This window comes from Nostoc sp. DSM 114167, assembly GCF_052692655.1.
In genome coordinates this window covers 3,211,286-3,232,243 of the sequence record NZ_CP195116.1, presented here as the reverse complement: position 1 = coordinate 3,232,243, position 20,958 = coordinate 3,211,286, and the positions used below count along the sequence as shown (strand labels likewise).

Below are 20,958 nucleotides of genomic sequence, written 5' to 3'. Positions count from 1 at the left end.
TACATTATCGACTGTTTAAGGAAAATAAATGTTGTTTCAACACGTCTAGGCATTATTATGAGTATTCACCCTAACTCATCCGTTAGGTTTTGCTGCAATAACTGGTCAAGCTTAGTTTCCAGTGCTGAGAGTTTTTTAAGAATTGTGGGGCGATCGCCATCAATAGAAATTAGTAAATTGGTTATTCTCTCTTGTATATTCGTTAACTGTGCGACTGCATTCTGAATTTGGAGCATTCCTTCTCGGAGTTCTTGGCGTTCTTGTCGTGCTTCCGCCATTTCATCTAACATAGCTTGGACTGTTTTAGCATTACTCTCAATTAGATGTTTGAGTTCTTTATCAGTCATTGCGATCGCGCTTTGCAGTTGAGTTTATTATTAACTCTAAAGTATTGAGGGATTTTGTTTCAATCCCCAGTAGGGCAGTTGTGCTACTATGCACTATGGTTGAATTATCTAAAAATTGCGATCGGGGTTGTTTACTCGCATACAAAAAGTGAAGTGTTATTGTTGCACTTCAGATAACCGACTGCTGCGGTTATCAAGCCCTCATCCCACTCCACAAAATTGGATAATTTATTTGTTGGAAATTCCTAATTCACAGTCCCAAGCACATTTTGCTGTAAAGGAACGCCACTAAAAGCAATTTCCTCAACATTCAAGACATTCAAGGTGAACTCATCACGCTTAATGGTGTAATTGTTCGGGCTGCCTGTACCTGTAATAATGTAATCACTTTTGAGATCGGACAGAATTAGCTTATCCGATCCCGATCCACCATCGATCGTGGCATTACCGTAACCAACATCAAATATGTCATTTCCACCTCCACCCTTAATCAAGACATTGGCAATAGCACCCCCTTGATCGGAAACAGTATTACCGTTAGCATCAATTCGACGAGCTTTGAATTTATCGTTACCGTTTCCGCCATCAATGGTGCCGCCTTGAATGCCAATGCTGGTACCATAGCCAGTAAGGATATCAGCTCCTGCCCCTTGATAAATAATGCCATCAGTATTAAGAATACCTGTGCCTTGACTAATGCCAGTGCCAATAAGGGTATCATTGCCATCGCCTAAATTGATTGTGCCACTGTTAATAATGCCTATACCTACACCAGGTGCAAGCTCCACTGGCCCTTGCCCAAAAGGGTCATCAGCGTAGAACCCTGCACCGCCTGTGCCTGTGCCAGAGAGATAGTCGTTTCCCTGCCCAACAGCGATCGTGCTACCCTTGCTGTTGGAGATGCCTACACCCCTACCCGCATCGTACGATCTAAAAGGTTCTTCCATTGCATCACTGCCCTTGCCGATACCAACAATAGAATCGTTTCCTTTCTCTCCACTAATGTTGCTACCACCACTGTTGAAGATACCTGTACCTTCTCCTCCAGTACTACTAATTCCACCAGTTCCAGTTCCCTTGATGGAATCGTTCCCTTCTCCTCCATTAATGTTGCTGCCCTCAGTGTTAGAGATTCCGATCGCATTCCCCTCAAATACTCCAATTCCAGTTCCAAAGATAGAGTCATCCCCAAATCCTCCATCAATGCGGTTTTTGTGAATGTTTTGGATGCCTATCGCGATGCCTATTCCACTTCCGTCACCTCCGGTTCCGGTTCCCTCGATCAAATCTTTTCCATCTCCTCCATTAATGTAACCACCCTGAGTGTTAGAGATACCTGTACCAGGTTGAAAGTTTCTATAGCCGGAACCACCACTGCCTGTGCCAGAGATAGTATCGTCTCCACTCCCTGCATTGATGATGCCACTGTTAGCAATGCCTGTGCCTGTGCCACCAACGTCAGTGTCGTCGCCGCCGGTGCCACTACCCTCGATAGTATCGTTACCTGCTTTAGTATCGATGACTCCGTTTTTTAGAACCTCAATTCCAATTGCTGGGATTGCGTTATCCTCTTGTCCCACCGCTAGATCGGAACCAGAAGTGCCTATGAATGGGGGTAAAGAAACAATTAGTCTGGACATAATATAATTTTCCGCAATTGTGTGTGTTGAAGTTTTAATCTCTGAAAATCTTGCTCTTTGAAGAAGAATTTTCTAAGTTTATAAGCAGTAGTTTCTAAACAACGATTAAGCAATAACAGATCGAGTACATGACAATTCATCTTCATCAAGCTAGTACCTGTTTACTTTACGTTGGGCGCACAAATTTTATGCAGAGCCAGCCAATTTTTTATAAAAGTTCATAGTCTGCCAAAATTACAGAAATTACGGGTAGCGTCAAAATCAAAGACCCAAATCAAATTAGTCAGCCAACCGTAGTTGTTCGCTCTCCCCCATCAAAAAACGATTAAGAGGCAAGGGGGATAGAGGAGTGTATCTAGTTCATCAACTAAAGTAATTTTGGATAATTGAGGCAATATGATTGCAAAATAACTTACAAAGTTTTACGTTAGGTAAAATTTGCAATCTCTTGGGAAAAAATTTCATCAACTCATCAATAGCCAGAACTATTTCCAAAAAAATCCTGTCCAAGAATAAGTTATACTTCAAAGATTTTAGGGATGATGAGCAATACCAAGATAGTATATGTATGTTTATTCCTCTTTTTGATAATTTTCTTGTTTAATATGCTAGCAAGGCAGATTCAGAGAAATTCTTTACCCGTAGGCGAACAACAGGTAATCAGAGTTTTATTTATTGGGAACAGTTATACATATTTCAACGATCTTCCTTGGTTGACACAACAGTTAGCTGCCTCGGCAAAAGAAACTAAAACCTTAGAAACTGAAATGGTTGTGATTGGTGGAGCGACACTTCAAAACCACTGGAAACGTGGTAAAGCACTCAAACTTTTGAAAGCGAAACGCTGGGATTATGTAGTACTGCAAGAGCAAAGTACTTTACCAATTACTAATCCCCAGGAAATGTACAAGTACGCTACTCTGTTTGATGCCGAAATTAAACGAGTTAATTCCCAAACACTATTTTACTTAACTTGGGCAAAGCAAAATAAACCAGAAACGCAACAGATATTGACTGATGCTTACACGAACATTGCTCAAGAACTGAAAGCTAAAGTTGCACCTGTGGGAATAGCTTGGCAAAAAATCCAAGAAGCGAATCTGAAATTAAACCTTTACAGTTCGGATCGAAGCCACCCTAGTCCGATTGGATCGTATGTAGCAGCGTGTGTATTCTATACAACATTTTATGGTAATAGTCCTGTAGGCTTGACTCGTCGTATATATAGTAGCGACTCTAGTACGCCACAAGAAAACAATAGAATTGAGTTAGAAAGTTTAAGTGAAACAGATGCCCAAATGATTCAACAATTAGTTGAGTACATCGTCACAAAGAATTCATAAGTCCCAGTTGTTGCTCCAATATATCTAATTGACCGTACTTTAGATTCATTGATTTTTCCTTTATACTGCTCTAAGATAATGCGATCGCAAATAAATTAATTGCTAATTCTCAAATTCTGCAAGCAGTTTTATAACAATACTTTTTATTTTAGTTACGTTGCGTTTGGACGTAATTGCACTTTGCTGAAAGAGGGCAATCATTACAAAGAGGATTTTTTGCCCTGCAAATTATCGCTCCAAAGTCTAGCAAGGTTAGATTCCATTTGCCATTGTAAAAACTCAGGAGTTAAGGTGGGAGTTTCTCGCAAGCGCCGCAAGTCTTCGCTTTGTTTTGCCATTTCTCGTACTGTAAACGGATGGTTGGTAACTATTTCTTCCTCGGAAATATCTTCCGAGTTTTCGTCTTCAGACTCGCATGTTAAATAATCTATATACTCAAAAAGAGTTTGGTGTATTTGTTTTGCTACTAAAATAGTCTGTTGTGCAGTTGGATCTAAACAAAGTTCTAAAGTATTGAGAATTGCATCCGCGGCTCTCTGTCCTTCTGGAGTTTCTACGTTTTCATAGTCGGGGTAGCTTTGGTCGGAATCAAAATAAAGTTGACGAAATCTTGCCACATCAACCTTTTTTCCTGCCAAAAATTCCCAGATTTCATCGAGTGCTATTCTAAATAAATCTTCTCCATCCCAATCATCTTCTCTAGCTGCTCGCAAGTAAATATCATAGTGTGGATACAATCTCTCGCAACAAGCTGCCGCAAATGCCACTCGATGCATCGGTGTAAAAGCTTCTAGTTCTCGCTCCAATATATGGAATTGACGGTATTTTAGATTCATTTTTATAGTTTAAGCTGCTCTGCATTTAATTTGTATAATTAGGGCGGGCAAGATGCCGACCCCACAAGAGTTTTATTTGATTTGATTATTTAATTTAGATGATTTTCAATTTAGTTGTATGTCAGCAGTTATTAAAACAATTATTAATTGATGTGAGAATTTTCTGCTATGTTTTCTTGAATTCTATACTCCTACCCTTCACGATTGTTTTCTCAACTTAAATCTAACAGACTTTTACCACCATTTTCAGAAGAAGTACGCAGCCATTGTAAAAACTCAGGAGTTAAAGTGGGAGTTTCTCGCAAGCGCCGCAAGTCTTCGCTTTGTTTTGCCATTTCTCGTACTGTAAACGGATGGTTGGAAACTATTTCTACTAGTTCTTCGTGAGACATATCTTCTGAATATCCGTCTTCACACTGGCATAAATAATCTATATAGATAAAAAGAGTTTCATGTATTTCTTCTACTACTAAAATAGTCTGTTGTACGCTTGGATCTAAACAAAGTTCTAAAGTATAGAGAATTGCACTTGCGGCTCTCTGTGCTTCTGGAGTTTCTACGTTTTCATAGTCGGGGTAGCTTTGGTCGGAATCTGAATAAAGTTGACGAAATCTTGCCACATCAACCTTTTTTCCTGCCAAAAATTCCCAGATTTCATCGAGTGCTACTCTAAATAAATCTTCTCCATCCCAATCATCTTCTCTAGCTGTTCGCAAGTAAATATCATAGTGTGGATACAATCTCTCGCAACAAGCTGCCGCAAATGCCACTCGATGCATCGGTGGAAGAGCTTCTAGTTCTCGCTCCAATATATAGAATTGACGGTACTTGAGATTCATTTTTATAGTTTAGTTGTATTGTCAATATTTGTTGGAACGATTTTTCTCAACTTAAATCTAGCAGACTTTTACCACCATTTTGAGAAGAAATACGCAGCCATTGTAAAAACTCAGCAGTTAACGCGGGAGTTTCTCGCAAGCGCCGCAAATCTTCGCTTTGTTTTGCCATTTCTCGTACTGTAAACGGATGGTTGGAAACTATTTCTACTAGTTCTTCATGGGACATGTCTTCTGAGTATTCGTCTTCACACTGGCATAAATAATCTATATACTCAAAAAGAGTTTCATGTATTTGTTTTACTACTGAAATGGTCTGTTCCGTAGTTCGATCTAAACAAATTTCTAATTGTAATAGTTGTTCGTGTGGAATGTCTTGCGAGTTATGGCCTTCAGACTCGCATTTTAAATAATCTATATACATAAAAAGAGTTTCGTCTATTTCTTTTGCTACTAAAATAATTTCTTGCGGAATTTGTTCGAGACAAAGTTCTATAGTCTCACAGACAATCCACGCACCTCTCTGTCCTTCCGGAGTTTCTTCGTTCTCATACTCATAGGGATATTCTTCACAATTAGACAATAACTCACGAAATCTAGCCGCATCAATTTTTTTACCTGCCAAAAATTCCCATATTTCGTCAAGTGCTTCTCTTATAGGGTCTTTTTCATTCCAGCCTTGTTCTTTTATTTCTCGCAAGAAAATGCCATAGTTCGGAAACAATCTCTCGCAACAAGCTGCCGCAAACGCCACTCGATGCATCGGTGGAAGAGCTTCTAGTTCTCGCTCTAATATATCGAATTCACCGTACTTTAGATTCATTTTTATAGTTTAGTTGTATTGTCATTTGAAACGATCGCTAATCAACGATCGCATCTTAAATTTAAATTGCTGGTGATTATTAATACAGTTGATTATCAGGGCTGTTCCTACAACTGCGGCTTTACATAACTGTTAGTTTTTTTTGAAAGCTGGGTAGTATAAATTACCGAAAAAACTAATTTGGCATATAGTGATGTTCAAAACTAAATTATCAGAATTCCATAATTCACCAGAATTTTATACCTCAAAGTTAGCCGATCGCCATATTGGAGCGATCGCAGCTTTAATTTTAATTAGCTTACTGAGTTCATTGAGTGGAACACCATTTGACCATAACATCTCTAACGGCTGGGAAGCCCTTGTCTGGGGATTGGCAGATCCAGTAATTAGTTTGAATTGTTTAGTTGGTATTGTTGCGATTGGCTTACTCTCATCTGTATTTGTTCGTGGCGCTGCGATCGCTGGATGTTTTGTCTTGGCAACAGTTTTAGGCATTGTAATTCATATATTTCAGCTAAATTTACCAGGCACAGAAATAGCCATCGCCATTTCTACCATCGTTTTTGGTACTATGCTGATGATGCCAAATCAACTAAACTTTCTGGTGCTTGCGCTGATGAGCATCAGTGCTGGTTTATTTCAGGGTTATGCTAATGCTGAATCTATTATTGGGGCAGGAACAATATCAGTCGTTGCCTATATACTAGGCATTACCTTAACTCTGTTTGCCGTTGCCATGAGTGCTAGAGAAATTGGTGTTGGAATGGGTATGGGAGAGATAAACCGAATTTTACCCTGGAAAATCAGCCTTGCTGGTTTCGCTTTGTGTGCGATCGGTATCGTGTTTTTGAGCAATTCGCTTATTTAAAATTTAAATCAGATATTTCAATTCAGTGGAATACATTCATTCGTGGGGGCGTACACCTAGCTGTGCGCCCCCACTGCGTTTTTAAACTGGATCGAGCTTTCTAGTGAATATGTTGATGCACCTCTGCGCTAATCTAGAGGCTATATATAAATCAAAAGTTATGACACCTGAAGAAATTGCGGCTACGCTTACAGAATTATTTGACACATCGGCTGTTACTACGACTGCTCCTGGATCGTGGCAAGTAGACACTCCTACTTTTCGGCTGTTGGTGCTGCTTTCCGAAGATAATACTTGGCTGCGAGTTTTACTGCCTATTCTGCCCATCCAAGAAGCCCAACCATTTTTAGAACAGTTCCTAGAAGCCAACTTTGATGACACTCAAGAAGTACGTTACGCTTTGCATGAAAGAGTAATTTGGGCGGTATTTCAACATCACAGCAAAACTTTAGTGAGTGCAGATTTATCCAATGCAATCAACCGACTTTTATCTCTCCATCAGGCTAGATTAGATAATGTCTTTAATCAACTAGTTGAAAGCCGCATCCGGCAAATTATTCAAGTAGCAAAACAGCAAGGACAATCTCTGCAAGCTACTATGCAAAGTTTAGAACGCTTTTACGCAGAAGGAATGATGGGCGAAATAAATCAAACTTCACAAGCGCAAGAAGAAGTCTTAACTGCTTGGCGGCGTCAGTTAGAACGTTTATGGAATGAGGGTTAATTTCAGTTTTTCAGTTTTCATATTCAACCAATTTACAAATATATTTATCTATCATGAATCTCGTTGAAATCCTCAAAGAAGACTATCAAAGATTCCCAGTCAATCAAACTTACAGCATTTATGCCCCAGAGGTTTATTTTCAAGACCCGATGAATAAATTCCGTGGTGTTAAACGTTACAAAGCGATGATTAATTTTATCGAAACTTGGTTTTTAAATCCCAAGATGGACTTACATAATATTCAACGTTTAGGAGACACAATCAAAACTGAGTGGACACTTAGTTGGAATACTCCTCTCCCCTGGAAACCACGGATCTCTATTCCCGGTTGGAGTGAATTAGGTCTTAACTCTGATGGTTTGATTATTTCCCATATCGATTATTGGAACTGTTCCCGCTTAGATGTGGTGAAACAGCATTTTTCCTCTTGAAAAAGTGGATGATTCAAATAATATAATTACCATCAAAATCTTCATGGTTTGTAGTGAGGACTTTAGTCTTCTCTGACGAAATGCTACGCAAACAAAATTAGGACTGAATTCTGGCTATTACACTAGATGTAATCACGAAAGTCATTAATTATGATGACGGCTGCCAAAAATCCGGAAATTTCTGCTGAATTAACTATACATACTAAAGCAGAAGAATTTGGTGTGCAAACATAATTGGTTAAGATATTTTTCCTATTTATAGGGGGTTAATCCTACCCAATTTATTGATAAAATCCTCATGTTCAGCAGACTGCAAACCTGCTTGTAAAACCTTCAACACACCCTGCATATTACCTGCTAATAATTCCGTCACCGCTAACCACAACCCTGGAAATACCCGACTTCGCAAAATGCCTTCATTGTCAGGTACTAACTCCAAATATTCACCCTGTTCCAGAGAAAACCAAGTCAACTTTTGGTCTAAAACTTGCCAAACAATATATTCTTTGACACCGTTGCGACGATAAGCCTGTTTTTTGCCATGAAGATCGATAGCCGCACTACTAGCAGCAATTTCCACAACTAACTCTGGCGCACCTTCAATATAATCATCTTCACTCAGCCGCGTTTGACCACCTGCTTCCGGTACAATCAACAGAACAACATCGGGTTGAGGTTCGTTATCTAAGTCTAAGCGGACGGTAGGTTCAACTCCCAAGGCTACACCAGGAGTTGCAGCTTCGTAAGTACCAAGGCATGTCAAAATCCAACCATGCGGTTGACCGTGACTTCGGAAACGCAGAGCAGCTGGCATAATATAGACAATCCCTTCGATTAATTCAGCTTTTTTCAGGTTAGGGGTGGCATTGTAGCGACGCTCAAATTCGTAGCGGGTGAGTTTGTCGCCATTTTCCAAAGGAGGAATTGTCCAAAGTTGGGAGGGTGCTTTCACCATAATTGTTGTGAAAATGAGCTTGTGTACATCTTAGCGAATTAGGTAAAAACGCTGCCGAGAAGGAAATGAAGGATTTCTGACCTCACTTCCATTCCTCTCTCCTTTTAGAAGTGAGGCTTTGAATTTTACTCTCTAAGGCTAGTAAGGAAGGGGCTGTTCTTGTTAGGTCTAATTTAGTGAAACATTAAGATTTTTTTACAAAACCAACAGAAATGTTGTTGAAATTGATAGCTGTATCCCAAGCAGTAAATAAGTTCCAGCCAGATCGCCTCACCTAAAACCCGCAACAAACCTTATTTTTTTTCAGCCAGCAGGTTTGAGAAAATCAGAAACGATTTAATAATCAAGTACTTATAAGTAAATGGGCTGAATTCAAAGATAATACCTCTCTCCAAACCTCTCCCCTTCTCTAGCAACGGCACACTGAGCGATGCCTACGGCGGTAAACTACGCACTGAAGGGGTTGGTGGTAAGCTCTCATCTTATTTTTTATGCCCACTTACTTAGTTATTTGAGTTTAAAAGGGAGACACAAACATGAAATTGGCTTACTGGATGTATGCGGGCCCAGCCCACATCGGCACTCTGCGAATCGCTAGCTCTTTTAAAAATGTTCATGCGATCATGCACGCCCCCCTTGGCGATGACTACTTTAACGTCATGCGCTCCATGCTATCGCGGGAAAGGGATTTTACTCCGGTGACAACCAGTGTCGTCGATCGCAACGTTTTGGCCCGCGGCTCCCAAGAGAAGGTGGTAGATAACATCACCCGCAAGGATGCTGAGGAACACCCAGATTTGATTGTGTTAACTCCCACCTGCACCTCTAGCATTTTGCAAGAGGATTTGCACAACTTTGTCGAACGGGCGCAGTTGGAAGCAAAAGGAGATGTCATGCTGGCGGATGTGAACCACTACCGCTACAACGAACTGCAAGCCGCCGATCGCACTTTGGATCAAATTGTCCAATATTACATCGAAAAAGCCCGGAAGCGGGGCGAATTGGCAGAGGGCAAAACTGCAAAGCCCTCGGTGAACATTATCGGTACTACTACCCTTGGTTTCCACAACAATCACGACTGCACCGAACTGAAACGGCTAATGGCTGACTTGGGAATTGAGGTAAATACCTTAATTCCTGAAGGTGCTTCGGTGAATGACTTGAAAAAGATGCCCCAAGCCTGGTTTAACCTAGTGCCTTACCGCGAACTTGGTTTAACCACAGCTCGTTACTTGGAAGAACAATTTGGCACACCTTATATAGACATTACTCCAATGGGTGTAGTGGAAACTGCCCGTTGTATTCGCAAGATTCAGCAGATAATTAACGCTCAAGGTGCAGAAGTTGACTATGAAGACTTCATCAATGAGCAAACCCTGCATGTATCTCAGGCTGCTTGGTTCTCCCGTTCGATTGATTGTCAAAACTTGACTGGCAAAAAAGCTGTGGTCTTTGGTGATAATACCCACGCCGCCGCCATTACCAAGATTCTGGCGCGAGAAATGGGGATTCATGTTGTTTGGGCTGGAACCTACTGCAAATATGATGCAGATTGGTTCCGCGAACAGGTGAGCGAGTATTGTGATGAAGTGCTAATTTCCGAAGATCATGGTGAAATTGGGGATGCGATCGCTCGTGTCGAACCCTCTGCCATTTTTGGTACGCAAATGGAACGCCACGTTGGTAAGCGTTTGGATATTCCCTGCGGCGTAATTGCTGCACCAATCCACGTCCAAAACTTCCCCATTGGTTACAAACCATTTATGGGTTACGAAGGCACGAATCAAATTACAGATTTGATCTACAATTCCTTCACTTTGGGAATGGAAGATCACCTGTTAGAAATCTTTGGCGGTCACGATACCAAAGAAGTTATTACTAGGGGAATTTCTGCTGATTCTGATTTGAATTGGACAAAAGATGGTCAAGCAGAATTGAATAAAATTCCGGGATTTGTGCGCGGCAAAGTGAAGCGTAATACTGAGAAATTTGCCCGCGATCGTGGTTTTAAAGAAATCAACGCTGAGGTATTGTACGCTGCGAAGGAAGCTGTCGGGGCATAGGTTAACGAGTTAGCTTATTATTGTTTTAAAGTGAGGAGTAAAAAATACTCCTCACTGTTTATAAAGCATTATTTCAATTACAAATAATTTTACATATATTTAATAGACGGAATATGTATAATAAAAGCTGATAGTTTATCTGTATATTTATGAAGTTTATTCGAGTTGGCGATCGGCTTATTAACTTAAGTGCCATAGCCACTATTGAGCTTTTTGAAGATAAGATTATTATGCTATTAGCAAATTCTACTCAAGAGCGTCTTGAATTTTCTGGGCAAATAGCCCAAGATATCAAAGATTACTTTAATAATCAAAAATTAGTGGATATAGTACCACCACCACCAAGACCACCTCTAGAAGCAGTATAAAACTTGGTATTATCGCTAAATTATCTATATTCATACAGTAACAAGACTTTTCATAGTGTTAATTGTCTCTTTTCGCAATCTTTAATAGTATTTAATGTAGTTTGATAGCCTTCCATATCACCTTGCTCCAAGAAAAAATTTGCAGCCTTCTGCAAATCATCTATTGCACCTCTCTGATCACCTAACATATAACGACCGATAGCACGATATGAGTAGGCTGGAGCAAAATTAGGAGCAAATTTTAATGATTGATTAAAAAGCTCAATTGCTCTTTTAGCATCTTTATTCATAACAGAGATCAGTCCTAGACCATAGTAAGCGTAGAAATTGCTAGGATCTAATACAAGTACTTGATTATAATCTTCCATTGCTCTGGAATAATCTTCTAAAATGGCATAAGCAAAGGCTCTATATCTATAAGCATCTACTAATTTAGGATAATTGATAATCACTTGAGTGAAGTCTTGAATTGCTATTTTATGGTATCCTGCTCTTAAATAAGAAAGTCCCCGGTTATAACGAGTAAACCCATCGTTTGGATTAAGACCTAATACCCGATTGCAATCTTCAACTGCTGCTTTGTAATTTTCCACTTGAAGATAAACAAATCCCCGGTGAGAATAAGCTACAACATGATTAGGATTGATTTTTATTGCTTGGTTAAAATCTTGAATAGCCCGGTCATAGTCTTTTAATTCAGTACGGACAAGACCTCGCTTAAAGTAAGCAATAGCATTATTGGGATCAAAACTAATTGCTTGGTTAAGGGCTTCAAGTGCTTCCCCAGTATTGCCTCGCTCTAAACTACTGTCTCCCCAGCCAGCCAAAAACATACTCAAAAAATTTTTCACTTTCTTTTACTCTCCGGTAGCTAATCTTATTCTGAAGGTTAACTAATCAGTTATATCTCAATAAATTTCAGATAAGCCCAAAAAACATACGTATGTGGGCGATTAATCGCATTTCAATTTTATGTTTTAGAATTATTGAATAGCCTCGGAGATTATACGGTTTAAGGTTTATTAATATATAATATATTCATGGAATTTTAGAGTAATTATACTCATAAAGATTAAACTTATGGGTGATTATCGTCATCCTATAAAATTAAGGACTAATTATGCGCTGAAGTCCAGTCAAGACAGGCTCATACTCGTCAGGTGTCAAACTCCCTCGATAATCAACAATACGGTTAACATCTAAAACTCTGACTTGATCTAATAAAGCAATAGATGGTGAACTTAATCCAGCAACTCCTGCTGCAAAACGTGGATATAAATCTGGTGAAGCGATTGCCCACGTTTGCCCTCTATCAGTAGTCATGGGAATTACAACTATTAACGAAAAGCGAGGTATCCCCAAGCGGTTTGGGAACCCTACAACAATTGCAGGTCTATAACCCTCTTGCTCACGACCTTGAGGGTTTTGTTGAGGAAAACGTGCTGTTACAACATCCCCAAACTGTAAAGAACGAGTTGTCATTATTCAACAATTACTACTCCCATCCCAGGAACATACTTAACAGGTAAACCTTTATCTAGTTCGCCGGGTTGCCAATCATAAGGTTCATAGCTACCCAAATTTGATAAGTCAGTTTCTAGCCATCCCATATCAGATTCTTCATCTAATTCTTCACTGATTACAGATAGCCGAGTTTGTTGACGATTTTTCTTTCGCCATTCTAAAAACTCAACAAAATCTAGAACTTGCTGCTGTGCATTTTCTGGAAGGCGTTCTAGTTTATCCAAAATCTTTTCTTTAAGAGAATCCATGCTTGCAACCACAATCTTTACTGAACAGTGTAACTCATAGCCCCTATTTTTCAGAATAGGGTTGCGTCAGAAGTTGGGAATTGACGAAGAAGAAGGATGAAACCCAACCCCAAGAAAATAAAGTTCGAGATGCTGTATTTCATCCAGAATTTCGGGAAGACCTCGTATATTGGGTAGAGACAAACCGCAAAACTGCGCTTCGTGTTTTTAACTTGGTTGAAGCGATTATGCAAGATCCTTTTACAGGTATTGGTAAACCTGAACCATTGAAATACTTAGATTCAGATGCTTGGTCGCGGCGACTTACTCAAGAACACCGGATTGTTTATCTAGTAAGTAACGACCGAATTGATTTTCTTCAAGCTCGATATCATTACTGAAAATGCTAGTTATATTTGGTAACAAGACTGAAAAGTTTTTTGCTTTTCAGTCTGTGAGAATTTATTGCACAGTTGTGTTAACTGAGGCTTAATTTAGTTTTTGTTTTTGAATTTGTTCCCATTCCCCTTGAATAGTTTGTAATGTCTTCAAGGTGCGATTTAAACGAGCTTTCTTTAACTCAGGAGTCTCTTTTTGGAATAAACTTGGAGAATTGATTACTTTATGTAGTTCAGATTGGGTAGAATGCAAGCGATCGCTCAAACAGCGTTCAAAGATTTCACCATTATCACTACTCACATTTTCTACTAATTGACGATATATATAGTCTTTAGAACTGATTTTATCTTTAAGGTCAGTATTAATAATTTCCTCAATCAACTTGTGGTAGCAGTCAGATAGTGCGGTTAGCATAGGTTCTGCTGCTAGATTATTTGTTTCAGAAGTAGATGGATCGGATATTTCTTCTTTAGTTGGCGTTACGAAAGTTTCCTCAGAAGTAGGGGATTCTTCTTTAGTGGGTGTTGGTAAAGTTTTCCGAGAATTTGTAGGTGAAGAATTTGCTTTATAATTAGATAAATAATAATCTGCTAAAGAGCCACAGAGAAACTCTTCACGAAAGCGGTTTATTTTGGCACGTGACTGGATTTTGCGGTAACGACGTTTCTGATACCATAAACCAGAAACTAGTAAGCCTGCAATGGCTCCTATGCCAACTCCTGCCAGAGCAACTTTAGCATCTTCTAAACTTTGATTTTGTTGCCCAGATTCAACAGTCGCATTAGAAGATGTACTTTCAGCAATAGCATAGTTACTCACTGAACTTAGCTGCACGCTAGTGGCGATCGCCGCAGTCGACAGTATCAATCTAAATACTAACTTTGATTTCCACATAATTTTACAGCTTAAAAATATGTTGTCTATTTCTGGAGACTAACCGCCTCCTCAAGGAGTGAATAGTTAATAATCAAACTAACTAGATATCTCTTTTACTAAAGAAGTTCCACTTCACTTATATAAAAAATAAACTTTCTCAACAGTAGTTTCCACAATATTTTCTTATTTTTTAACATTATTTGTTCGTCTAGGATTTTTGACAAAGCCATAGATTATATACTATTTCTCAAAGTATCTGTATGAGTTATTTCGTTAAATGGTTGTGATTTATAGCGATCGCATAATCAAGCAGCATAGAGTTCAGTAGGCAATAGTCGAGGATGTGCGATCGCTATAAGCTCTGTACTGGTATCGCATATTGCTGGGCATAAAGTCTATAATGACATTAAATTGCAGGTGCTACAGCAGAAATTGAAATAAATAGCACTAGTATCTCATCGGTAGTGTAGTGTTTGCGATCGTCATAGTCCATTGTAGACATCGCCTCTTGAATTTGGAAAGTATGAGCCAATAAAATGTAAACTTTCAAAGACTTGCACCAAGTTTCTAACTACTTTGTTCTTTAATTTCTCTGTGCGTAGTTCTATTTATAGAATAGGTGCTTCCCCGAAAGCTCAACTTATGAGTTGCTTGTGGTGTAATGATTCCAGTCGATTGGGTATTAAAATCGGCGCCAACAATATAAGCACATCCCCGAAAGCTCAACTTATGGGTTATTGATGCTGTGGTTTCCCCATCTAATTTGGGGTTGAGGTCATGATGATAGGAAGCTCCACGGTAGATTAAGTGATAATCTGGTTCTGATTTGAGTACTGGCTGTTGTGTAGATTGTGTTTCTCTGTTGACTATTTTGTTTGTATAATACTCATAGCTTGCACTGATAATAATAAGAATTAATAGTAGAAGTAAAATCTGCCAAGGAGCTAACATTAAACCCAAAATCAGGCTGATAGCTGCAAATACAGTCACTAAATGTGAGATTTCATTATTTCTATTTTTAAATAAAAAATAGCCAGTGATGAAACAAACACACGGAAAAATGAAAAAGTACAAAGCCATATTTCCTACATTCGCAACTAAAAGCAAAGGGTTTATAAAGCAGATTAAACTTATTTTAAAAGTTGTTGTTTATTTTACCTCCAATCAGCTTGAGAAGTTACCGTACTACTGGAGTAAAAGTTTTACGTTGAGGTATCTGTATTAGCTGCGATCGCAAAGAAAAATTAATACTCAAGACTATCTCAAACCTTTGGAGCGAGGTTTAAAGGCTATGTAGAGTGAGCGTTTTGGATTCAGAGAGGTTACAGGCGCGATCTAGAGTGGATGCTCAGTGTAAAGCCTTTGCTGAAGTATATGAAGATATTACCTCATAGCGATGTTATTTTGCGATCGCATTCCTTAACGTAGAAATTTACTGATAAATAAAAATTAAAAGCGAACAAATATCACAATACAAAATTATTACTTCGGGGATCTAATAGGCAGAATAACCCACTACAGTTATAACCGATGTGTCTCCGGCAACGAAGTAAAAAAAACATCATAAAAGCCTCGCAATCTCGCGTATTAAAAAAAAGCAGATGCATGTTACTGTTTTAATCTCATTGTCTTCCTTTCGCGCCTTTCCCTATGCATCTGCACTATTTACACCCCCAACACCTTGAAGAGTTAGTCAAGAGTAGTGGTATAGACTTACACTTAGTGCATCTCAATTTTAGGTCGCTCCAAGGTGTAACAGCTTATGAGTACCTATTGATTTCTGAGCTACTCCCCCGCACCAATACCGGAATGGTGAAAAGTAGTTGGTTGCAGCGTTACGCTCACATCACAGAAGGTGGTTGGTGGTGTTCGGGACTAGACCCTCTGAATAATTGGCAAATGATGGAATGGGGATGCTTTAAGCCAAACCAACCCCGACAAAATCACAATGGCAAGTCCATCAAGTACGAGCATCCGCCAAGTACGCCAACGCGAGTGTTTTGTTTGCGGGTAACGTTGCAAGTGTGGCAGCAAGTCGCTGGGCGTTACAATCTGGTCATGCCTGATAATATCACTATTACTCCTGATGGCGAGGCTGGAGGCTTTTGGCAATGGGTGATGCAACAGAACATTCCCCTTATCATCTGCGAGGGTGTAAAGAAAGCAGCCACGTTGTTGACGCAAGGATATGTAGCCATTGCCATTCCCGGAATTACCAGTGGTTATCGAGTTGTGAAAGATGAATTTGGTAAAGTTACCCGTCGTCAGCTAATTCCTGATTTAGCCGCGTTTGCGATTACAAAGCGCAGTTTTTACATTTGCTTTGATTTTGAAACTCAACCCAAGACAATTGCTGCTGTAAACAATGCTATTTCTCAACTTGGCTGTTTATTTCAGCAAAAAAATTGTCCTGTAAAAGTCATCGAACTTCCAGGAATAGAAAAAGGAGTTGATGAGTTTATTGTTGCTAAGGGTGCAAATAATTTTGAGAAAGTTTATCGCCAAAGTGTTGATTTAGAAATCTATCTTGCTCAAACCAAACCCCACACCGAGTTAAGTATTCCTGCTGCACTTACCTTTAACCGTCCTTATATAGGTGAAATACCTTTCCCCACCTCTGGATTAGTAGGAGTCAAATCAGCGAAAGGAACGGGGAAAACTACGGCATTGCAAGGCGTTGTTCGACAAGCAAAAAGTCGAAACCAACCCGTTTTGTTAATTACTCACAGAATCATACTTGGACGATTCTTGTGTGAAAAAATTGGTATTCAATGGGGAACACATAAAGACGATGCAGAGAAAAAGATTAATAAAACACTTACCCCCGCTCCTCCTATCCTACGCTCTCTATTCCCTCAGCAATCTCTCGGCTTGTGCGTTGATTCGATTTGGAAACTTAACCCAGAACATTGGCGAGGAGCAATAATAATTTTAGATGAAGTGGAGCAATCTTTATGGCATCTTTTAAATAGTAATACTTGTAAGCACAAGCGGGTAAAAATATTAAAATTATTCCAACAATTAATAGCTACAGTTTTAACAACTGGAGGATTAGTAATTGCTCAAGATGCTGATTTGTCAGATGTCTCACTAGAATATTTGCAGGGATTGGCAGGAATTAAATTAACACCTTGGGTAGTTCTCAATCAGTGGAAGCCTCACCAAGGTTGGGACGTAACTTTTTATGATTCACCAAACCCAACACCGCTAATTCACCAATTAGAATTAGATTTACTTGCTGGACGTAAATGTTATGTTACTACCGATAGTCGCGCTGGGCGTTATAGTTGTGAAACAATTGAACGTTATTTGAAAGAAAGGCTACAAAAATTACGGCGGCAATTTCCTAAAACTCTGGTAGTTAGTAGTTACACTACAAATACACCGGGTCACGCAGCAGTTGATTTTATCGCAGCGATTAATCAAAAAATATCGGAATATGACGGCGTTTTTGTTACCCCTAGCCTTGGTACGGGAATTAGTATTGATGTCCAACATTTCGACCGTGTTTATGGCATTTTTCAAGGGGTAATTCCTGACTCGGAAGCAAGACAAGCGCTAGCAAGAGTCCGGGATGATGTACCGCGTGTTGTCTGGTGTGCTAAACGAGGTATTGGTTTGATTGGTAGTGGGAGTACAAATTATCGCTTGTTATCTGATTGGTATCAAGAAAATCAAAAAGAAAACTTAGCTTTGTTGAGTCCTCTACATAAAATAGATGTGGATTTACCCTTAGTTTATGACCCGATTCATTTGCGGACTTGGGCAAAGTTATCTGCAAGGGTAAATGCTTCTATTCGCCTCTATCGGCAATCGATGCAAGATGGTTTAATTACTGATGGGCATCAAATTCAAGTGCGGAGTAATGCAGTCCATAATAATATTATTCGAGATTTACGTCTGGCATTTTTGGCAACCGATGCCGATGATTTAGCTACCCGCAAAAGGTTAATTTTAGAAATTGTTAAAGTTCAAAAAGATTGGGCACAAAGTCGTCAAAAAGCTAAAGAAATTAAACGCAAAATTAAAGAAATTAAGCAGCAAAACCAACTATCGGTAGCAACTGCTGTTGCCAATGCTAAAGATATCGATTATGTGGAATATGAGCAATTGTTAGTTAAGCATTCCCTAACGGATGGAGAACGCAACCAAATCAACAAATATATTCTCAGGCAAAGGTATGGTGTAGAAATTACTCCTTGGCTGAAATTGCAAGATGAACACGGATATTATCGTCAGTTGTTAATCCACTATTATTTAACTCACGAAAGCGAGTATTTTCACGTTAGGGATGAACAAGAATGGCATCAGCAATTATCTTGGGGTGAAGGAAAAGTTTTTCTCCCAGATTTAAAAACTTACACGCTCAAAGTTGAAGCTATGAGAGCTTTAGGAATGCTCCAGTTTCTCGAAGAAAAACGCGAATTTACTGAAAACGATACAGATTTGATATTGCTGAAAAATATTGCTTTTCAGCATAGTAAGCATATTAAAAGAGCGCTTGGTATTAATTTAGTCGGCGAGAAAGAGCAAGTTTCAGCAATCAAAATACTCGGTAGACTATTAAATTTGTTGGGTTTGAAGCTGAAACGAGTGAATCAGGTTTATCAAATTGATTTAGAAACGCTATATGATGGCAGACAGAAAATATTTGCTGTTTGGCATCAACGAGATGAGGTGATGTTGGCTCATGTTAAAATATATAGTGATAATTTGTTAGTCTCTGCTTTTAAATAAACCTCGTTGCAACAATTAGAATAGTAGTTGGAATGATTTTAAAAACATATCGTTAACAATCCCGATGCTTGAGGCTAGAAAATGTCAAAAGCCAAAAAAATTATATGAATGCGGAAGATTTTTTTAAACAAGGATTAAACCACAATTTGCAAGGAGACTATCAAGGCGCGATCGCAGCTTACACCCAAGCAATCAAGCTAAATCCTGACTATGCCGAAGCTTACCATAATCTAGGGCTGATTTTAAGTGGTCAACTCAAAGATTATCGCAGTGCGATCGCTAACTTCAATCGCGCCATCGAAATTAATCCCAATTTTGCCACAGCCTATTACAATCGGGCTAATGCTCGTTACTTTTTAGCCGATTATCAAGGAGCGATTGCAGATCATAACGTCGCATTACAAATCGATCCCAATCTGGCGCAATCTTACCACAGCCGCGGCAATGCCTACTTTGCTTTGGAAAACTACGACAAAGCGATCGCAGATTATATCCAAACAATCGAAATGAGTACCCAATTAGCTGATAATATCAATATTGATATTGCCAATGCTTATCATAATCGAGGCGTAACTCGTTTTGAACGCGGCGATCGTCAAGGAGCCATCGCAGATTTTCAGCAAGCTTTACAATGGCATCCCCATTTTGCCGCAGCTTACAGCAATCGCGGCAATATTCACCATATTTTAGGCAATTATCAAGAAGCGATCGCTGACCATAACCAAGCATTACAATTAGATCCTAACTTGGCAGAGGCTTATCATAACCGAGGTAATGCTCACTACGCTTTAGCAGATTATCAAAGTGCGATCGCAGATTACAACCGCGCCCTAAAAATCAATCCCAACTTTGCCGGAGCGTACTATAATCGGGGTCTAGTGCTTGCTCACCTCAAAAATTATCATGAAGCAATTGCAGACTTTAATCAAGCATTAAAGCTGAATCCTGATGATGTGCAAGCTTATTGTGAGCGTGGTTTGGTTCGTAGTACTCTTGAAGACTATGAAGGTGCGATCGCAGATTACGATCGAGCATTACAAGAAAACCCGACTCTAGCTTTAGTATATGGCTTTCGGGCAAATGCTCGTCGGCGATTGGGAGATTATCAAGGTGCAATTGAAGATAGCAATCGCCTATTACAACTCAATCCTAATTTAGCAGAAGGATATTGCGATCGCGCGGCGGCTCGTCGTTCTATAGAAGATCATAAAGGCGCAATTAAAGATTACGATCGAGCATTGCAAATTAATGATAACTTAGCCGCAGCTTATTATGGTCGGAGTATTGCCCGTGAAGCTCTGCACGATTTACAGGGTGCAATTGATGATAACACTCAAGCCATAGAGCTTGTTCCTGACTTTTCTCAAGCGTATTGCAATCGGGGAAATGCTCGTCGTCTTTTAGGGGATGAACAAGGAGCGATCGCAGATTATAATCAAGCATTAAAAATTAATCCTGATTTAATTGAAGCATATTACAACCGAGGTTCCACTCATTATGCTTTAGAAGAATATGAAAGTGCGATCGCAGATTACACCCAAGCTTTGCAAATAAATCCCCAATCTGCTGCATTTTACAGCGATCGCGCTAATGCTCGCTATGCCTTAGAAGATTATCAAGGGGCAATAGAAGATTACAGCCGAGCGATCGCGCTTGACCCCAGCTTTGCCGAAGACTGGTACAATCGGGGTCGTAGCCGTTCTCTGTTGGGAGACTTACAAGGAGCGCTTGCAGACTTAAACCAAGCTTTACAGCGTCAGCCTAATTGGGCTTCAGCTTACATCCTGCGAGCAGATGTCTACCGGAATTTGGGAGACTCTCAGCGAGCAATTAAAGATTTTCAGAAATCCGCAGACTTGTATTACCAAGAAGGAAATATCCAGTATTATCAACAAATTGTTGAGCTTATTGAACAGCTTCAATGAAGAAATAAGGGAGTCGCAAGACAAGATAAATCATGA

General features: G+C 39.5%; 21 protein-coding genes. 9 read left to right on the top strand and 12 right to left on the bottom strand.

The annotated features are described in order from the left end of the window. Positions 1 to 65 precede the first annotated feature (65 nt). Both NSTC731_RS13775 and NSTC731_RS13770 read right to left on the bottom strand, forming a co-directional pair. Positions 66 to 347, bottom strand: a complete 282-nt coding sequence (locus NSTC731_RS13775; RefSeq protein ID WP_445631298.1) for a hypothetical protein — start codon at positions 345 to 347, stop codon at positions 66 to 68. A gap of 245 nt (positions 348 to 592) precedes the next feature. Further along, positions 593 to 1,987: a hypothetical protein gene (locus NSTC731_RS13770; protein WP_445631297.1), complete on the bottom strand. Its 1,395-nt coding sequence runs from the start codon at positions 1,985 to 1,987 to the stop codon at positions 593 to 595. 605 nt (positions 1,988 to 2,592) lie between these two features. Here NSTC731_RS13770 and NSTC731_RS13765 point away from each other — a divergent pair. Next, positions 2,593 to 3,330: a DUF4886 domain-containing protein gene (locus NSTC731_RS13765; protein ID WP_445631296.1), complete on the top strand. Its 738-nt coding sequence runs from the start codon at positions 2,593 to 2,595 to the stop codon at positions 3,328 to 3,330. Positions 3,331 to 3,530: 200 nt separating this feature from the next. On the opposite strand, the gene NSTC731_RS13760 is transcribed toward NSTC731_RS13765, so the two are convergent. The 3 genes from NSTC731_RS13760 to NSTC731_RS13750 form a co-directional block, all read right to left on the bottom strand. After that, entirely contained in the window at positions 3,531 to 4,166 is a 636-nt protein-coding gene (locus tag NSTC731_RS13760; protein ID WP_445631295.1) for a DUF416 family protein, read from the bottom strand. 212 nt (positions 4,167 to 4,378) lie between these two features. After that, positions 4,379 to 5,005, bottom strand: a complete 627-nt coding sequence (locus tag NSTC731_RS13755) for a DUF416 family protein (protein WP_445631294.1) — start codon at positions 5,003 to 5,005, stop codon at positions 4,379 to 4,381. A gap of 46 nt (positions 5,006 to 5,051) precedes the next feature. Further along, the gene (locus NSTC731_RS13750) at positions 5,052 to 5,825 is read right to left on the bottom strand and encodes a DUF416 family protein (protein WP_445631293.1); all 774 of its coding nucleotides are present in this window, start codon (positions 5,823 to 5,825) and stop codon (positions 5,052 to 5,054) included. 193 nt (positions 5,826 to 6,018) lie between these two features. Here NSTC731_RS13750 and NSTC731_RS13745 point away from each other — a divergent pair, with 193 nt between their 5' ends. The 3 genes from NSTC731_RS13745 to NSTC731_RS13735 all read left to right on the top strand — a co-directional run bounded on the left by NSTC731_RS13745 (position 6,019) and on the right by NSTC731_RS13735 (position 7,848). Then, positions 6,019 to 6,693 (top strand): HupE/UreJ family protein, encoded by a 675-nt coding sequence (locus NSTC731_RS13745; RefSeq protein ID WP_445631292.1) that lies wholly within the window; start codon positions 6,019 to 6,021, stop codon positions 6,691 to 6,693. Between the two features lie 160 nt (positions 6,694 to 6,853). Continuing rightward, positions 6,854 to 7,417: a hypothetical protein gene (locus NSTC731_RS13740; RefSeq protein WP_445631291.1), complete on the top strand. Its 564-nt coding sequence runs from the start codon at positions 6,854 to 6,856 to the stop codon at positions 7,415 to 7,417. A 53-nt stretch (positions 7,418 to 7,470) separates the two neighbouring features. Continuing rightward, positions 7,471 to 7,848 (top strand): DUF2358 domain-containing protein, encoded by a 378-nt coding sequence (locus tag NSTC731_RS13735; protein WP_322687975.1) that lies wholly within the window; start codon positions 7,471 to 7,473, stop codon positions 7,846 to 7,848. 256 nt (positions 7,849 to 8,104) lie between these two features. Here the strand turns inward: NSTC731_RS13735 and NSTC731_RS13730 are convergent, their stop codons facing one another. Continuing rightward, positions 8,105 to 8,803 carry a Uma2 family endonuclease gene (locus tag NSTC731_RS13730; RefSeq protein WP_445631290.1) on the bottom strand — a complete coding sequence of 233 codons (699 nt, stop codon included), beginning with the start codon at positions 8,801 to 8,803 and terminating at the stop codon, positions 8,105 to 8,107. A gap of 536 nt (positions 8,804 to 9,339) precedes the next feature. Here NSTC731_RS13730 and bchB point away from each other — a divergent pair. Continuing rightward, positions 9,340 to 10,866 (top strand): ferredoxin:protochlorophyllide reductase (ATP-dependent) subunit B, encoded by a 1,527-nt coding sequence (gene bchB / locus NSTC731_RS13725; protein WP_445631289.1) that lies wholly within the window; start codon positions 9,340 to 9,342, stop codon positions 10,864 to 10,866. Positions 10,867 to 11,015: 149 nt separating this feature from the next. Next, on the top strand, positions 11,016 to 11,234 hold the full coding sequence (locus NSTC731_RS13720; RefSeq protein WP_445631288.1) for a hypothetical protein: 219 nt from the start codon (positions 11,016 to 11,018) through the stop codon (positions 11,232 to 11,234). 50 nt (positions 11,235 to 11,284) lie between these two features. Here the strand turns inward: NSTC731_RS13720 and NSTC731_RS13715 are convergent, their stop codons facing one another. The 3 genes from NSTC731_RS13715 to NSTC731_RS13705 all read right to left on the bottom strand — a co-directional run bounded on the left by NSTC731_RS13715 (position 11,285) and on the right by NSTC731_RS13705 (position 13,006). Continuing rightward, a complete protein-coding gene (locus NSTC731_RS13715) occupies positions 11,285 to 12,085 on the bottom strand; it encodes a tetratricopeptide repeat protein (RefSeq protein ID WP_445631287.1) in 801 nt (266 codons plus the stop codon). Between the two features lie 256 nt (positions 12,086 to 12,341). Beyond that, positions 12,342 to 12,716 carry a type II toxin-antitoxin system PemK/MazF family toxin gene (locus NSTC731_RS13710; protein ID WP_445631286.1) on the bottom strand — a complete coding sequence of 125 codons (375 nt, stop codon included), beginning with the start codon at positions 12,714 to 12,716 and terminating at the stop codon, positions 12,342 to 12,344. After that, positions 12,716 to 13,006: a DUF2281 domain-containing protein gene (locus NSTC731_RS13705; RefSeq protein ID WP_445631285.1), complete on the bottom strand. Its 291-nt coding sequence runs from the start codon at positions 13,004 to 13,006 to the stop codon at positions 12,716 to 12,718. The genes NSTC731_RS13710 and NSTC731_RS13705 overlap by 1 nt, the downstream gene beginning before the upstream one ends. An 80-nt stretch (positions 13,007 to 13,086) precedes the next feature. Here NSTC731_RS13705 and NSTC731_RS13700 point away from each other — a divergent pair, with 80 nt between their 5' ends. After that, positions 13,087 to 13,386: a Txe/YoeB family addiction module toxin gene (locus NSTC731_RS13700; protein ID WP_445631284.1), complete on the top strand. Its 300-nt coding sequence runs from the start codon at positions 13,087 to 13,089 to the stop codon at positions 13,384 to 13,386. An 88-nt stretch (positions 13,387 to 13,474) separates the two neighbouring features. On the opposite strand, the gene NSTC731_RS13695 is transcribed toward NSTC731_RS13700, so the two are convergent. From NSTC731_RS13695 to NSTC731_RS13685, 3 genes are all read right to left on the bottom strand, one after another. After that, positions 13,475 to 14,251 (bottom strand): hypothetical protein, encoded by a 777-nt coding sequence (locus NSTC731_RS13695; protein WP_445631283.1) that lies wholly within the window; start codon positions 14,249 to 14,251, stop codon positions 13,475 to 13,477. Positions 14,252 to 14,666: 415 nt separating this feature from the next. After that, entirely contained in the window at positions 14,667 to 14,810 is a 144-nt protein-coding gene (locus NSTC731_RS13690) for a hypothetical protein (protein ID WP_445631282.1), read from the bottom strand. 17 nt (positions 14,811 to 14,827) lie between these two features. Then, entirely contained in the window at positions 14,828 to 15,250 is a 423-nt protein-coding gene (locus NSTC731_RS13685) for a hypothetical protein (protein WP_445631281.1), read from the bottom strand. 660 nt (positions 15,251 to 15,910) lie between these two features. Here NSTC731_RS13685 and NSTC731_RS13680 point away from each other — a divergent pair. Then, positions 15,911 to 18,997, top strand: a complete 3,087-nt coding sequence (locus NSTC731_RS13680; RefSeq protein ID WP_445631280.1) for a plasmid replication protein, CyRepA1 family — start codon at positions 15,911 to 15,913, stop codon at positions 18,995 to 18,997. A gap of 104 nt (positions 18,998 to 19,101) precedes the next feature. Next, entirely contained in the window at positions 19,102 to 20,922 is a 1,821-nt protein-coding gene (locus tag NSTC731_RS13675; RefSeq protein WP_445631279.1) for a tetratricopeptide repeat protein, read from the top strand. Positions 20,923 to 20,958: the final 36 nt, after the last annotated feature.

Coding starts and splice junctions, on each gene's coding strand:
- NSTC731_RS13720 (WP_445631288.1), top strand. CDS start 11,016: ATGAAGTTTATTCGAGTTGGCGATCGGCTTATTAACTTAAGTGCCATA.
- NSTC731_RS13765 (WP_445631296.1), top strand. CDS start 2,593: ATGCTAGCAAGGCAGATTCAGAGAAATTCTTTACCCGTAGGCGAACAA.
- bchB (WP_445631289.1), top strand. CDS start 9,340: ATGAAATTGGCTTACTGGATGTATGCGGGCCCAGCCCACATCGGCACT.
- NSTC731_RS13770 (WP_445631297.1), bottom strand. CDS start 1,987: ATGTCCAGACTAATTGTTTCTTTACCCCCATTCATAGGCACTTCTGGT.
- NSTC731_RS13775 (WP_445631298.1), bottom strand. CDS start 347: ATGACTGATAAAGAACTCAAACATCTAATTGAGAGTAATGCTAAAACA.
- NSTC731_RS13745 (WP_445631292.1), top strand. CDS start 6,019: ATGTTCAAAACTAAATTATCAGAATTCCATAATTCACCAGAATTTTAT.
- NSTC731_RS13760 (WP_445631295.1), bottom strand. CDS start 4,166: ATGAATCTAAAATACCGTCAATTCCATATATTGGAGCGAGAACTAGAA.
- NSTC731_RS13705 (WP_445631285.1), bottom strand. CDS start 13,006: ATGGATTCTCTTAAAGAAAAGATTTTGGATAAACTAGAACGCCTTCCA.
- NSTC731_RS13680 (WP_445631280.1), top strand. CDS start 15,911: ATGCATCTGCACTATTTACACCCCCAACACCTTGAAGAGTTAGTCAAG.
- NSTC731_RS13740 (WP_445631291.1), top strand. CDS start 6,854: ATGACACCTGAAGAAATTGCGGCTACGCTTACAGAATTATTTGACACA.
- NSTC731_RS13750 (WP_445631293.1), bottom strand. CDS start 5,825: ATGAATCTAAAGTACGGTGAATTCGATATATTAGAGCGAGAACTAGAA.
- NSTC731_RS13735 (WP_322687975.1), top strand. CDS start 7,471: ATGAATCTCGTTGAAATCCTCAAAGAAGACTATCAAAGATTCCCAGTC.
- NSTC731_RS13730 (WP_445631290.1), bottom strand. CDS start 8,803: ATGGTGAAAGCACCCTCCCAACTTTGGACAATTCCTCCTTTGGAAAAT.
- NSTC731_RS13710 (WP_445631286.1), bottom strand. CDS start 12,716: ATGACAACTCGTTCTTTACAGTTTGGGGATGTTGTAACAGCACGTTTT.
- NSTC731_RS13755 (WP_445631294.1), bottom strand. CDS start 5,005: ATGAATCTCAAGTACCGTCAATTCTATATATTGGAGCGAGAACTAGAA.
- NSTC731_RS13675 (WP_445631279.1), top strand. CDS start 19,102: ATGAATGCGGAAGATTTTTTTAAACAAGGATTAAACCACAATTTGCAA.